The 14,268-nt window shown below is 65.2% G+C and carries 13 protein-coding genes; 8 read left to right on the forward strand and 5 right to left on the reverse strand.

Annotation, left to right across the window (positions count from 1 at the left end):
* Nucleotides 1-10: 10 nt before the first annotated feature.
* On the reverse strand, nt 11-2,146 hold the full coding sequence (locus JZY91_RS02950; protein ID WP_370639245.1) for a heavy metal translocating P-type ATPase: 2,136 nt from the start codon (nt 2,144-2,146) through the stop codon (nt 11-13).
* A gap of 236 nt (nt 2,147-2,382) precedes the next feature.
* Here JZY91_RS02950 and JZY91_RS02955 point away from each other — a divergent pair, with 236 nt between their 5' ends.
* Entirely contained in the window at nt 2,383-2,739 is a 357-nt protein-coding gene (locus tag JZY91_RS02955) for a cation transporter (RefSeq protein ID WP_234948487.1), read from the forward strand.
* Between the two features lie 16 nt (nt 2,740-2,755).
* Here JZY91_RS02955 and JZY91_RS11800 read toward each other — a convergent pair whose 3' ends face one another.
* From JZY91_RS11800 to JZY91_RS02965, 3 genes are read right to left on the reverse strand one after another with little or no spacing between them, the layout of a single operon-like run.
* Complete coding sequence (locus JZY91_RS11800) at nt 2,756-3,619, reverse strand: thiamine pyrophosphate-dependent enzyme (RefSeq protein ID WP_350354602.1); 864 nt, start codon at nt 3,617-3,619, stop codon at nt 2,756-2,758.
* Nucleotides 3,613-4,425: a thiamine pyrophosphate-binding protein gene (locus JZY91_RS11805; protein ID WP_350354601.1), complete on the reverse strand. Its 813-nt coding sequence runs from the start codon at nt 4,423-4,425 to the stop codon at nt 3,613-3,615. The genes JZY91_RS11800 and JZY91_RS11805 overlap by 7 nt, the downstream gene beginning before the upstream one ends.
* Nucleotides 4,426-4,458: 33 nt before the next feature.
* The gene (locus JZY91_RS02965) at nt 4,459-5,079 is read right to left on the reverse strand and encodes a DNA-3-methyladenine glycosylase I (RefSeq protein WP_234948488.1); all 621 of its coding nucleotides are present in this window, start codon (nt 5,077-5,079) and stop codon (nt 4,459-4,461) included.
* Nucleotides 5,080-5,131: 52 nt separating this feature from the next.
* Here JZY91_RS02965 and JZY91_RS02970 point away from each other — a divergent pair, with 52 nt between their 5' ends.
* Nucleotides 5,132-5,539: a DoxX family protein gene (locus JZY91_RS02970; RefSeq protein WP_234948489.1), complete on the forward strand. Its 408-nt coding sequence runs from the start codon at nt 5,132-5,134 to the stop codon at nt 5,537-5,539.
* Complete coding sequence (locus JZY91_RS02975; protein ID WP_234948490.1) at nt 5,532-6,173, forward strand: zf-HC2 domain-containing protein; 642 nt, start codon at nt 5,532-5,534, stop codon at nt 6,171-6,173. The genes JZY91_RS02970 and JZY91_RS02975 overlap by 8 nt, the downstream gene beginning before the upstream one ends.
* Here JZY91_RS02975 and JZY91_RS02980 read toward each other — a convergent pair whose 3' ends face one another.
* A complete protein-coding gene (locus tag JZY91_RS02980; protein WP_370639246.1) occupies nt 6,174-7,901 on the reverse strand; it encodes a dolichyl-phosphate-mannose--protein mannosyltransferase in 1,728 nt (575 codons plus the stop codon).
* On the opposite strand from JZY91_RS02980, the gene rsmI reads away from it, so the two are divergent.
* The 5 genes from rsmI (at nt 7,816) to phnD (ending at nt 14,266) form a co-directional block, all read left to right on the forward strand.
* Nucleotides 7,816-8,685 carry a 16S rRNA (cytidine(1402)-2'-O)-methyltransferase gene (gene rsmI / locus JZY91_RS02985; protein WP_234948492.1) on the forward strand — a complete coding sequence of 290 codons (870 nt, stop codon included), beginning with the start codon at nt 7,816-7,818 and terminating at the stop codon, nt 8,683-8,685. The two genes, JZY91_RS02980 and rsmI, sit on opposite strands and share 86 nt — an antisense overlap.
* A gap of 87 nt (nt 8,686-8,772) precedes the next feature.
* Nucleotides 8,773-10,557, forward strand: a complete 1,785-nt coding sequence (locus tag JZY91_RS02990; RefSeq protein ID WP_234948493.1) for a BCCT family transporter — start codon at nt 8,773-8,775, stop codon at nt 10,555-10,557.
* 43 nt (nt 10,558-10,600) lie between these two features.
* On the forward strand, nt 10,601-12,436 hold the full coding sequence (gene metG, locus JZY91_RS02995; RefSeq protein WP_370639247.1) for a methionine--tRNA ligase: 1,836 nt from the start codon (nt 10,601-10,603) through the stop codon (nt 12,434-12,436).
* A 95-nt stretch (nt 12,437-12,531) separates the two neighbouring features.
* Nucleotides 12,532-13,203, forward strand: coding sequence for an HAD family hydrolase (locus JZY91_RS03000; protein ID WP_234948495.1), 672 nt, complete (start codon nt 12,532-12,534; stop codon nt 13,201-13,203).
* 28 nt (nt 13,204-13,231) lie between these two features.
* Nucleotides 13,232-14,266, forward strand: a complete 1,035-nt coding sequence (gene phnD, locus JZY91_RS03005; RefSeq protein ID WP_234948496.1) for a phosphate/phosphite/phosphonate ABC transporter substrate-binding protein — start codon at nt 13,232-13,234, stop codon at nt 14,264-14,266.
* The last annotated feature ends 2 nt before the right edge of the window (nt 14,267-14,268 follow it).

The raw sequence follows: 14,268 nt of genomic DNA on the forward strand, positions 1-14,268 counted from the left end.
TGGGGTGCCTTTACTGTGCGGAATCGAGAAGTCGGGCAGTGCTGGCTTCTGAAGTGAGATCGAGGCGGCGCAGCAGCTGGGCGTTCAGGGCCACAATTACGGTAGAAGCCGACATGAGGATGGCCCCCACGCTCATCGGCATGATAAACCCAATGGGTGCGAGCACGCCGGCCGCGAGCGGCACGGCGGCCAAGTTGTAACCTGCCGCCCACCACAAGTTCTGCCGCATTTTCTTGTAAGCCTCGCGCGATAGATCGATGATTGAAAGCACCGAGCGCGGGTCGGATGATGCCAGGATGACGCCAGCGGATCCGATGGCCACATCGGTGCCCGCGCCGATCGCGATGCCAACATCGGCTTGCGCCAGGGACGGTGCGTCGTTCACGCCATCACCAACCATGGCTACCGTTCGTCCCTCGTGCTGCAGCTCTTTCACCTTCGCGGCCTTGTCCTCCGGGCGCACACCCGCGTAGACGCGGTCGATGCCTAGCTCTTCCGCGACGCTCTGGGCAACGGCTTCGGCATCGCCGGTGATCATCACAACCTGCACATCCGCTGCGTGGAGCGCCTTGACCGCGTCGAAGGATTCGTCGCGGATCTTGTCGGCGAGGCGGAGGGCACCGATGACGCGGCCGCCCGCAAGCACGTGCAGGATAATTGCCCCCTCCTTGCGCCAGGTGTCGGCCACGTCGAGCTCGTCAGCACCGTGCTCGTCGAGAAGATAGGGGCCGCCTACCTCGATGACGGTGCCGTCTACCGTGGCCTTAACGCCGACCGCCGGGGAGGAAGAGAAGTCGCTGGCGCGGGGAATCTCAAGCTGCTGTTCCTCCGCGGCGCCGACGATTGCGCGAGCTAGGGGGTGCTCACTGTCCGACTCTGCCGCGGCGGCGAGCGCCAGCAGCTCGTTTTTGCTGTAACCCTCGACGGCCTCCACACCTGTGACAGTTGGTTCACCCTGAGTAAGAGTGCCGGTCTTGTCAAACAGCACCGCGTCGACGTTGCGCATCGATTCCAGCGCGAGGCGGTCCTTGATTAGGACACCAGCGCGAGCAGCGGGCTCCGTGGCTATCGAAACCACGAGCGGAATGGCGAGGCCAAGCGCGTGCGGGCAGGCAATGACCAAGACGGTAATGGTGCGCTCCACCGCCGAGTCAGGCTGGCCGAGGAAGCTCCACACCACCGCCGTAATCACCGCGGCACCGATAGTGAACCAGAACAGCCAGCCTGCGGCGGTGTCGGCGACGCGCTGAGCGCGTGACGACGATGCCTGCGCATCCGCGACCAGCTGCTGAATTCCAGCGAGTGCGGTGTCTTTGCCAGTCGCGGTGACCTTCACCCGGAGGCCAGAATCGGTCGCGATCGTGCCAGCCACAACGTGCTCACCGGTCTCGCGGCGCACCGTTTTCGACTCGCCGGTGACCATGGACTCGTCCATTGCGGCGCTGCCGTCGATAATCTCGCCATCGGCCGGCACCGACGAACCGGGACGCACGATGACCACGTCGCCAACTTCAAGTTCTGCCGGCGCGACCTTGATGACATCGTCGCCGTCGACCTTTTCCGCTTCGTCCGGAAGGAGCGCGGCGAGCGAGTCCAATGCCGAGGTGGTCTGCGCCAGCGAGCGCATCTCAATCCAGTGCCCCAGCAGCATGATCACCACAAGCAGGGCGAGCTCCCACCAGAAGTTCAAGGTGTGCGGCAGCACCCCGAGGCTGGAGAGCCATGACGCAACAAACGCGACGGTGATGGCGAGCCCGATCAAAAGCATCATGCCGGGTTGACGCTGGCGGATCTCAGCCACCGCTCCTGTGAGGAATGGCCACCCGCCCCAGAAGTAAATAACCGTGCCCAACACCGGGGAAACCCACGGCACCCAGGAGATGTCAGGGAGGGAGTAGCCGATCAAGTCGGCGAACATCGCGTTGAAGCCGACGACCGGAATGGACAGGGCGAGCATGATCCAGAAGAGGCGGCGGAACTGGGCAACGTGGTCCCCGTGCCCGCCGTGGTCCCCGTGCCCGCCGTGGTCCCCGTGCCCGCCGTGGTCCCCGTGCCCGCCGTGGTCCCCGTGCCCGCCGTGGTCCCCGTGCCCGCCGTGGTCGTGGTGGTGTTCGTGGTGGTGTTCGTGGGTGTCGTGGTGGCTCATAGTGTCGACGATATACCCCCAGGGGGTATGACGCAATAGTGCCTGCCTCACGAAAGGGGTAGCGTCCCCGTTTATGTCTCCCCAACGGATCCGGCGGGCCGTTCTCGTTGTGGCCCTGCTCAACTTGGCCTACTTCTTTGTCGAGTTCGCGGTGGCGGTGAACATCGGCTCCGCGTCGTGCGGTTGGCGGCGTCCTCGCGTTCCTTATCCTCATCCCCGCCATCGCGGCCTTCGCCATGGTGGTGCACAAGCTGCTCAACCCGGTTGCACCGTCGCCCGAGGGGTTGACTGCCACGGCGGTTGGTGCGCTGGTGGTGAACCTCATCTGCGCCGTGATCCTGCTGCGGGTGCGCGACGCCGGCTCCTCCCTGACCACCGGCGCGTGGCTCGCCGCCCGCAACGATGCTTTGGCCAATATCCTCATCATCGTCGCCGGCCTGCTCACCTTTGTGTGGGCCACCGCGTGGTTCGACATCATCGCCGGCCTGATCATCGGCGCGGTGAACCTCTTCGCCTTCCAGGAGGTGTGGGAGGAGTCCCGCGAGGAACACGACTCCCTGGAGGAAGCCTTCGCCGAAATGGACTGCGACTAGGGGCTAAGGACTATAGCTACGCCTCCGCGCTGCCCTCCGGCGTGGCGTGATCCTGGTCCACCACCACGTGCAATAGCGCTACGCGGCCTGCCTCGACCTGCTCGAAAGCGCGGTCGACGGCACCCCGGACCTCGTCGTCCACCTCAACCTTTTCGGCCCACGCGCCCATGGACTGCGCCCACAGCGTGAACTCCGGGTTGACCAGCTGCGTCCCCTCCACACGTCCAGGGTAGTGCTTCTCCTGGTTCGCCCGGATTGTGCCGTACTGCTGGTTATCCACCACAACCACCAGCATCGGGGTCTCATACCGCACCGCGGTGATCAGCTCTTGGCCGTTCATCATCAACTCGCCGTCGCCAGTAAACGCCACCACGGTGCGCTCCGGATCCGCCAGTTTCGCCGCCATCGCGGACGCCACCGAATACCCCATCGCGCCCAGCCGCGTCGCCAGCATCGAAGGGTAGGCCCTGGTGGGGAAGAAGCGCTGCGGCCAGAAGCAGTGGTTCCCGGCACCGTAGGTGCACAGCGCTCGCGCATCCAGCTTTTCGACGATCGCTTCCATCACCCCGTACATATCCACCGCGCCCTCCGGCAAGTTCGGGAACCGCTCCCCGGCCGGCGGGATGGTGCTGAATGCCTCGTGGATCTCGCGAGCCTCTGCGAACCACTCGGCGGTGTCTGGCTTGCCGTCCAGGTTGACGCTGCCCAGCGCCTCCGCGAACGTCGCCGGGTCCGCCAACACGTGGTGGGTGATGGCGCCGCTGTTGGCAATCTGGTCCGGGTCCGCGCTAATCACCACATTCACGCGGTCCAGCTCCTGGCGCAGCGAGAAGTTGTCGCTGGGCTTATCCCACAGCTTGGCGCCGACCTGGATCAGCACGTCCGCCTGCTCAAGCAGCGCCGCCGTGTCCTCGTTGCGGGCAGTGCCCAGCCAGCCCGCGTTCGCGGGGAGTCGAAGTGGATCTTGTCGCTGGATCGCATGTCGTTGAGCACGGGGATCTGGTGCTCTTCCGCGAAACGCTGCCACGCATCCGCCGCGTCTTGGGTCCAGCCCTGGCCGCCCTCAAAGATCAGGGGCCGCTTCGCGGTGCGCAACGCAGCCCCGACGGCTTCGAGATCTGCTGGCGACACCGCGCCTGCCGCCCGCGTGTGCGGCTGCGCGATGGTGCCTGCAAACGGCTCCTCAATAATGTCCTCCGGAAGGCCCACCACCACCGGCCCGCGGCGGCCGGACATGGCGAGGTGGAACGCGGCGGCGACAATCCGGGAGGCGCGCTCCGGTGCGTCAATCACGTACACGCCTTTGGTGATGTCCCCGAACCATGCGTTCGCGTCGAACTCCTGGAAGGATTCGCGGTACCGGTCCTCGGTAGGCACCAGGCCGATGAACAGCACCATCGGCGTCTCGTCCTGCCACGCTGTGTAAAGGCCGATTTTGGCGTTCGCCGCGCCGGGACCGCGGGTCACCATGCACACCCCAGCCTGGCCAGTGGCCTTGCCGTGGGCCTCCGCGGCGAAGGACGCGCCGCCTTCGTGGCGGCACACAATGGCCTTAACGGGAGAATCGTGCAGCCCATCCAACACGGCGAGGAAGCTCTCGCCGGGGACTAAGAAAGCGTGGTCCACGCCGTGGGTCTCCAGGGTTTTCACAATGGCTTCGCCGACATGCATCTGCTGTGAGGTCATGGCACCCAGGATGCAGATGAAACGGCAAGCTCGCTACACCCACACCCCGGATGCCCCGCGGCGCCACGTTCCCACCAGGTTGGTATCCACAATGCCGGTGGACTCCATCAGCGCATACATGGTCACGGGTCCGACGAACGTAAAACCACGGGTTTTGAGGTCTTTCGCCAACGCGACAGACTCCGGGGACTGGCTGGGTACGTCCTCCATGCTCGCAGGCACAGGGGTGGCGTCGGGCTGGTAGGACCAGATGAATTCCGCGAGGTCGGTACCTTCTTCGCGCAAGGCCAGGGTGGCTTTGGCGTTGATCAGCGGGGCGGCGAGTTTTCTGCGGTTGCGTATCAAAGAATCGTCGTCAAGCAAGTGCTCAATGCCCTCCATGGCGGCGACCTTGTCCGGGTCGAAGCCGTGGAACGCGGTGCGCAGTGCGTCGCGTTTGGTCAGGATGAGGCGCCAGGACAGGCCGACCTGGAAGCCCTCGAGGCAGAGGCGCTCGAACATGCCGGCTTCGTCGCGTACGGGCATGCCCCATTCGGTGTCGTAATAGTCGCGCAATAGCGGGTCGGTGGCGGCCCAGGGCGGCCGCGCGAGGCCGTCCGGTCCGGTGATGGGGTACTGGGATGAACGTTGGGATGAGGGTTGCGGTGTAGTCATAAGTATTGGACTCCGCTCGAGGCGGTTTGGTTCCATGAGTAGTCTTAGTCGCATGAATAGGCCCGCCGTGCGCGACTTCGCACTCCTGCTGTTGCGCGTTGTGCTCGGTGTGGTGTTTGTGGCGCGAGGCTACCAGCACTGGTTTGGGGTGGGCATGCGCGCCTCCGGCCAAGAGCTTGCCGCGGCCGGCGTGCCCCAGCCGCAGCTGAGTGCGTACCTCGCCGGCACGGTGGAGCTTTTGGCGGGCACCTTCTTAATCATCGGGCTGCTGACCACTATCGCAGCCTCCCTGCTTCTGCTGCTCACACTTGCGGCGGGGTATTTCGTGCACATTGAGCACGGCTTCTTCGCGGAAAACGGGGGAGTGGAGTACCCGCTGGTGCTGGCGGCCGCGCTGTTCATGATCGTGGTGTTTGGCACCGGCCGCGCGAGCTTGGACGGAGTGCTCACGCGTGATTGAGCACGAGCAGATCCAGGCCGCACTCTCCGCGCGGCTTGACGGGGAGCAGGGCTTGCTTGACGATGCCGTGGTGGACGCCCACGTCGCCGAGTGCGACGAATGCCGCCGTTTCTGGGAGCGCTCCGTGGCGCTGTCGCAGCAGCTTAAACGCGCGGAAGGCGGCGGCGAACTGGTGCCGCCGGACCTGTCCGAGGTGATCCTGGCGGGCGTGAGCGACCCGTGGCGCAAGATGGCGCAGCGCCGGATGGTGACGTTGGCGGTGGGCCAAGTGGCCCTTGTAGCCATGGCTGTGGTGTGGGCCGTATGGGCGGTGCGGCTCTTGGTCGGCCCTGCGGCGGCGGAGCCGGCCGCAACATCGTTCGCTGCTGTGCGCTTCGGCGTGGCATTGGCCCTTGGGCTGTGCGCGTGGCGGCCCCGCCAGATTCCGGGCGTGCTGCTGGTGGTGGGCACGATGTTCACCTTCACGGCGGGTTTTGCGCTGCGGGACGCTGTCTTGAGCGCGGGTGAGTACCCCATGGGGCTGGTGATTGTCCCGCTGCTCACACTGGTGGCCCTTGTGTGGACCTGGGTTGCGGACCGCGGCATAGAGGTCCGCCGAGCGTGGTCGCTGTTGAGCGCCGACCCGGCGAGCTAGCTAGCGCCAGCTGGGCAGCCACATGATGGACTGGTAGTAACTCTCCGGCACCATCAGCCCGTACAGGATCGGGCCCCAGTAAATGAAGGAAGCCGCAACTATGGCCAGGTAGCCGAGCGCCGCGAGCTGTCCGGAGGTGACCTGCTCGCCCGCGAGCTTTTGTACCAACGGCCACGTCACGGGCTTGCCCTTCTGGGCGATGTTGCCAAGGGCTAACGCAATCAGGACAGCGGTGAACGGCACCAGGGCGGTGGCGTAGAAGAAGTACATCTGGCGATCAAACGCGATCAGCCAGGGCAGGAAGCCAGCCATCCAGGCGATGAACGGGACAATCACACGGGCATCCCGCCGCGTGACCCACACCCAGAGCGCCCAGAGCAGCACCGGCACGGTCAGCCACCAGATAGCCGGGGTGCCAAAGAGGTAGATCATCTCCCGGCAGGTGCCGCCGTTGCCGCACGAAATGTCGGTGGCGGAGTAGTAGAGGATCGGGCGGGCGCCGACCAACCAGGCCCACGGCTTGGAATCCCACGGGTGGGAATGGCCGGAAGAGCTGGTGAGGGAGCCGTGGAACTCCAGGACGGAGAAGTGGTAGTACAGCCAGCCGGCAACCGGCTCCGGCAGGTTGGTCAGCCACGGCCAGTCAGACCCGGCGATAGTGCCGTCCGACAGCGAGTGCCTGTACACCGAGGTCTCGGAGGCGAACCAGGCGCGCCAGGACCAGATGTAGAGCAGCGCCGGCACGAGCACGATGGAAGCCAGCGCCGGCGGGACGTCCCGTAGCAGCGCGCCAGCCAGCGGCTTCTGCACGCCGTAGCGCTTGCGCAGCCACAAGTCCCAGAAGGAGCCGAGGAGGCCGAAGAACGCGATGTAATACAGGCCGGACCACTTCACGCTCATGGCAAGACCCAGCAGCACGCCGGTGGCAAAGCGCCACCAGCGGAAACCCATGCGCGGGCCGAGGGGACCTGCGGCGGCCACGTCGCCGTTCAGCCACGCCTCATGCCAGCGGTGGTGGATTTGGCGCATATCGCCGGCCAGGGTCCACGCCGCGATTACGATGAACAGCACCTGGAAAATGTCGAGCATGCCGAACTTGGCGGCGACGAGCAGGACGCCGTCGAAAAGCGCAATCGTGCCAGCGAAGATGCCGATGGTGGTGGACTGGCTCACGCGCCGGGCCAGGAGGAACACAAAGACCACGACGGCCGCGCCGAACAGCGCCGTCATAATGCGCCAGCCCAGCGGGGTGTAGCCGAAGATGGTCTCGCCCGCCGCAAGCAGCTGCTTACCCAACGGCGGGTGCACCACAAGGCCGTAGCCCGGGTTGGATTCGATGCCGCCCAAGATCGGGTTGAAGGAGGAGCGCACCATGTCCCAGCCCTGCGGCACATAGTGCTTCTCATCGAACACCGGGGTGCCGGAGCTGGTGGGCTGCGTCAGGCCCAAGAAGCGGGTAAACAGCGCCAGCGCGCCGATGACGGCTGCGGCGGTGGTGTCGCGCCGCGTCCACGGCACGGTCACGGGCGCGCCGGGAGCTGGACGCTTCGGGCGCCGTGCAGGGGCGGTGGGCTGGGCGGACGCGGGGGCGACGGTACTCACGCAGATGAATAGTAGCTGCCCCCGCGTACACTTTCGGCCTATGGCCTCCCCAGCACACGATGCCGATGCGACCACCGCGCTGCCCACCACCGGCGTGGTGTTGGCGGCTACGCCACTGGGCAACATCGGGGACGCGTCGGACCGTCTCCGCGCCGCGCTGGAGCACGCGGACGTGATTGCTGCGGAGGACACCCGACGTGCGCGCGCCCTCGCCGCCGCGTTGGGCGTGGAGCCCAAGGGCAGGGTGGTCTCCAACTTCGACCACAACGAAGAGCAGCGGCGCGAGGAGCTGCTGCGGGAAGCGCGTAACGGGATAGTGCTGGTGGTGACGGATGCCGGCATGCCCATCGTCTCCGACCCGGGGCTGGCGCTGGTAGCCGCCGCGCACGACGCGGGCGTGCCGGTCACGTGCATCCCCGGCCCATCCGCGGTGACCACTGCGCTTGCGCTCTCCGGGTTGAACGTGGGGCACTTTATTTTCGACGGTTTCGCCCCGCGCAAAGCCGGTGCCCGCGAGGCGTGGCTGGAGTCACTCAAAGGAGAGCGGCGGGCGGTGTGCTTCTTTGAGTCGCCCCACCGCATCGAGGCGACATTGTTAGACGCGGCGCGGGTGCTCGGCGACGGCCGCCGCGCCGCGGTGTGCCGTGAGCTGACCAAGACGTATGAAGAGGTCAAGCGCGCCCCGCTGGGCGAGTTAGCCGAGTGGGCAGCTGGTGGGGTACGCGGGGAAATCACCGTGGTCATCGAAGGTGGGGAAGCGGAAGCGGCGGATCCGGAAGACTTGGTCGCGGAGGTGCTGCGCCGCGTCGACGCGGGCCAGCGGATGAAGGATGCCGCCAAGGAAGTGGCGAAGGAACACGGCGTGAAGGGCGGGGAATTGTACGACGCGGTGCTGGCGCAGCGCGGGTAGCACACTTTTCCTCGATTCGTGGGGGCGTATCAAGTCAGGTACCCTGCGGGGGTCATTGATCATCCCTATATGTTTCGAGGAAACTTCATGTCCCAACGTGATGCAACCGAAAAACCGATAGCGTCTGACCAGCCGGTAACCCCGGACCAATCCGCAACTGGAGAGCTTGCCTCGCTCATCGCCGCCGACCAGCGCGGCGACCTTGCTGAAGCCACGTTGCCTGAAGACAACGTGGAAATGCAGTCGGAGGCGGACAACGCGCCGATTGACCTCGCCATCGTCCTTCCACTTGTCGCCGTGGTCATCGCAGTGGTCGGGTGGGCCCTTGCCTCCCCATCCGGCTTCACCGACTTCGCCAGCGACGCCTTCACCTGGGTGATGGAAAACGTCGGCTGGGCCTTCATCTTCTTCGGCACCGCGTTCGTGATCTTCGTGCTGGTGGTCGCGTTCTCCAAGTTCGGAACCATCCGCCTCGGCGCGAACGATGAGCAGCCGGAATTCCGCACCTCCTCATGGATCGCCATGATGTTCGCCGCCGGCATGGGCATCGGCCTGATGTTCTTCGGCGCATCCGAGCCGCTGGCCTTCTACACCGACGGCGTGCCCGGCCACGAGCCCAACGAGGTGGGCACCGCCATGGCGCAGACCATGTTCCACTGGACACTGCACCCGTGGGCGCTCTACGCCATCGTCGGCCTCGCAATCGCGTACTCCACCTTCCGCCTCGGCCGCAAGCAGCTGCTTTCCTCCGCGTTCGTCCCGCTTATCGGGCAAGAGCGTGCCGACGGCTGGTTGGGCAAGCTCATCGACGGCTTCGCCATCTTTGCCACGATCTTCGGCACCGCCTGCTCCCTGGGCCTCGGTGCCATCCAGATCTCCTCGGGTCTGGAGGCCAGCGGGTTTGTGGATAACCCCTCGGACAAGCTGATCATCGGCATCGTCACCGTGCTCACCCTCGCGTTCCTGCTCTCGGCCATGTCCGGCGTGGGCAAGGGCATCCAGTGGCTATCCAACTTCAACATGGTGGTCGCAGCCCTGCTGGCGATATTCGTCTTCGTGCTCGGCCCCACCGTGTCCATCCTCAACCTGCTGCCCACCTCCATCGGTATGTACCTGCAGCAGTTCTTCGAGATGGCGGGCCGCACCGCCGAGTCAGCCGACGGCGAGGCCGGCGGCTTCCTCTCCGGCTGGACCATCTTCTACTGGGCGTGGTGGGCATCCTGGTCCCCGTTCGTGGGCACCTTCCTCGCCCGCATCTCCCGCGGCCGCACCATCCGTGAGTTCTGCCTCGGAGTGCTGCTTGTCCCGTCCGGCCTGTCCACCGTGTGGTTCGCAATCTTCGGCGGCACCGCCATCAAGCTGGAGCAGGAGGGCAGCTCCATCGCCGGCGCAAGCAATGAGGAGCAGCTGTTCAACCTGCTGCACACCATGCCGGGCGGCTACTTCATGGGTATCTTCGCCGTGATCCTCCTGGGCACGTTTTTCATCACCTCAGCAGACTCCGCGTCCACCGTGATGGCTTCTATGTCCCAGAACGGCCAGACCAGCGCGAAGCCGTGGCTCGCTGCCATCTGGGGCATCGCCACCGCCGCCGTCGGCCTGACCATGCTGCTCATGGGTGGCGCTGACAGCCTGAACGCGCTGCAGAACGTGACCATCGTGGCAGCGTCGCCGTTCCTGATCATCCTGGTCGCGCTGATGTTCGCGATTGTCAGGGACGTGTCCAACGACTCGCTGTACCTGGCGCAGAAGGAGCAGGAGCGCTTCGCGCGCCAGCTGGCCATCGAACGCCGCGCGCACCGCGACCAGCTTGAGTTCGATGCACGCCGCAAGCAGATGGCGCGGATGCTGAAGCCGCGGGGCCGGTCTTAGGCGTCGATAAGCGCCAGAGCCCCGATAACTTATGCTGGATGCCATGAGTGCATCCCAAAACGTTCTTGTCTGCGTCGCGTGGCCGTATGCGAACGGCCCGCGCCACATCGGTCACGTCGCCGGCTTCGGTGTCCCGTCCGATGTGTTCGCCCGTTACCAGCGGATGAGCGGCAAGAATGTGCTCATGGTGTCCGGTACCGATGAGCACGGCACGCCGCTTCTGGTGCAGGCGGATAAAGAAGGTGTGACCGTCAAGGAGTTGGCGGACCGCTACAACGCCCAGATCGTGCAGGACCTCGCCGGCTTGGGCCTGAGCTACGACCTGTTCACCCGCACCACCACCCGCAACCACTACGCCGTGGTGCAGGAACTCTTCCGGGGCCTTTACGCCAACGGCTACATGGTGAAAGAGACCACGCAGGGTGCCATTTCGCCGTCCACCGGCCGCACTCTTCCGGACCGCTACATCGAGGGTACCTGCCCGATCTGCGGCGCCACCGATGCCCGTGGTGACCAGTGCGACACCTGCGGCAACCAGCTCGACCCGGCCGACCTGATCAACCCGGTGAGCAAGATTAACGGTGAGACGCCGAAGTTCGTGGAGACGGAGCACTTCCTCCTTGACCTGCCCGCGCTGCACGATGCGTTGGAGGAGTGGCTGCGCGGCCGCGAGGACTGGCGCCCGAACGTGCTGAAGTTCTCCCTCAACCTGCTGGAGGACATGCGCCCGCGCGCCATGACGCGCGACATCGACTGGGGCATTCCGGTTCCGGTCGAGGGCTGGGAAGACAACCCGGGCAAGAAGCTCTACGTCTGGTTCGATGCCGTGGTGGGTTACCTGTCTGCCTCCATCGAGTGGGCGCAGCGCTCCGGCAACCCGGACGCGTGGAAGGATTTCTGGCAGGACCCGGCCACTGAGGGCTACTACTTCATGGGCAAGGACAACATCACGTTCCACTCCCAGATCTGGCCCGCTGAGCTGCTGGGCTACGCAGGCCTCGGCTCCAAGGGCGGGGAAGAGGGCTCCCTTGGGCGCCTGAACCTGCCGACGGAGGTTGTTTCCAGCGAGTTTCTCACCATGTCCGGCTCCAAGTTCTCCTCCTCCAAGGGTGTGGTGATCTACGTCAAGGACTTCCTGGCGGAGTTCGGCCCGGATCCGCTGCGCTACTTCATCGCCGTGGCCGGACCGGAGAACAACGACACCGACTTTACGTGGGACGAATTTGTCCGCCGCGTGAACAATGAGCTGGCGAACGGCTGGGGCAACCTGGTCAACCGCACGGTTTCTATGGCCCACAAGAACTTCGGCCAGGTCCCTGCACCGGGTCCGCTGGAGGAAGCGGATACCCGCATCCTCGCCCTGGCGGAAGAGACCTTTGCCTCCGCTGGTGCGGAGTTGGCCGCCGCGCACTTTAAGAATGCCATCACCAAAATCATGCACGTTGTCGGCGAAGCCAACGCCTACATCGCGGAGATGGAGCCGTGGAAGCTGGCGAAGGACGACTCCCAGCGCGAACGCTTGGCCACCGTGCTGTGGACGGCGCTGCAGGTGGTCTCCGACTGCAACACCATGCTCACCCCGTTCCTCCCGCACACCGCGCAGCGCGTCCACGAGACATTGGGCCGCACCGGCGTATGGGCTGCAGAGCCGCGCGTTGAGGAGGTAGTGGATGACGCGGACTTCGACCTCGTGGGCGTGGGCCTGCCGGAGCAGGGGCAGACCTACCTGACCATCACCGGCGACTACGGTGCGGAGCAGGCAACCTGGGGCCGCGTGGACGTTGTCCCCGGCACTGAGCTGTCCAAGCCTCAGCCGCTGATTGCCAAGCTGGATCCGGAGCTGGGCGAGACCGGCCCGGAGTGGGCGCCGGTGCAGTAGCCTCATTTCACGCAAAGTTCACATCGAATGGACGATGTGTTCACCTTTCCTGGATACGGTGAACGCATCGTCCATTTTTGAGGGAGACCGTGATAGTGGCTTGCAGTGTGATCTTCGACTTCGACGGGACGCTCGCCATCGGGCACGGGCCGGTGTTGGCGTACGCCAACGCCGTCGCCCCGTACGCAGGCGAGCACTACGTCGCGCGAGTTGAGGAAGCGCTGCGCACTTTCGACGCCGGCGACTCCACCTACCGCGACGGCTACCACGTCGTCGGGGAGTTGGCGGCGCAGGACGGGGTTTCTTCCGGGACGATGAACCAGGCCTACCAGGCCAGCCGTGAGATCTTGGGAACGAATGCAGCACCCGTAAACGCTCCCGTTGGGCTCGCCGACCTCTTGGCCGAGCTCAGCCAGCACGCGGAGCTGCATCTCGCTACAAACGCACCGGGAACAGGGGTCGAACAGGTCCTTGACTCCTGGGGCGTGCGCCCGTACTTCGACCACCTGCACTTTAGCGTCGGCAAGCCGGATGGGCTCTACCCAATCCTGTGCCAGGCGCTAGAGCGCGGCCGCGTGCTCGCAGTGGGCGACATTGTCGAGTTCGACCTGCAGCCCGCTATCGACCTCGGCGCGGATACCGCGCTGGTCGGGGCGACTGCGGCGGGGTCGGATGTCGCCGTGACAATGCGCGGGCAAACCCTCAACGACCTTCGCGGCGAGCTTGTCAGTTGGGCCACCCAACCACCAACCCAGGAACCCTCCTAGACCACGCCCACCCCGAAAGGTCATTCCCATGCGCAAGTCTGTCCTCGCCTTCGGTGCGCTGCTCACCACCGCGGCGCTTTCCCTCACCGGCTGCTCCTCCGATTCCAACGGCAACACCAACGCGACGAACGCCACCAGTGCAGCCGCCGATGGGGCCAACTGGCCGAAGTCCATCACCATCTCCCTTGTCCCGGCGACCGAGGGCGAGAACCTCGCAGAGGCCCTCAAGCCACTGACCACTTACCTCTCCGACAACCTCGGCATCGAGGTCAACGGTGTGGTGGCCAACGACTACGCCGCCACCGTGGAGGCCATCGGCGCAAACCAGGCGCAGGTTGCAATTACCGACGCCGGCTCTCTGTATAACGCAATGAAGCAGTACGACGCTGAGCTGCTGCTTCGCGACGTTCGTTTCGGCGCCACCTCCTACGCGTCCGTGGCATACACCAACAACCCGGACAAGTACTGCAAGGACGAGCCGGTCATGGCGACCTATGAGGCCTCCAAGACTGAGTTCAAGTACTGCAACGGCATTGAGAAGGCCGGCGAGACGGCGTCCGGCCAGGGCCCGGCAGCGACCGACGCGCTGAAGAAGATTGAGCCGGGCACCAAGGTCGCAATGCAGGCGGCGACGTCCCCGGCTGGCTACCAGTACCCGGTTGTCACCCTCGAGGACGAGGGCGTTGACGTGGACAAGCTCACCCAGGTGCCTGTACAGGGCAACAACAACGCCATGCTTGCAGTGCTTAAGGGCGACGCTGAGGTCGGTTTCGGCTACTGGGATGCGCGCGCATCCATCATCAAGGAGGCCCCGGAGGCTGCAACTGACATGGTCGCATTCGCCTACACCGAGATGATCCCGAACGGTGGCGTCGTTGTCACTAAGGACCTGCCCGCCGATCTGAAGGCCAAGCTGGCCGACCTGATGGACACCTACGTAGACTCCTCCGAGGAGGCGAAGCAGGTCATGCAGGATCTGGTCGGTCTGACCGACTGGACCAAGGTGACCAACAAGGCAGAGATCGAACGCTACGGCGAGATCTACACCCGCTTCAAGTCCTAAGC

Source organism: Corynebacterium sp. CNCTC7651, assembly GCF_021496665.1.
Lineage (GTDB): Bacteria > Actinomycetota > Actinomycetes > Mycobacteriales > Mycobacteriaceae > Corynebacterium.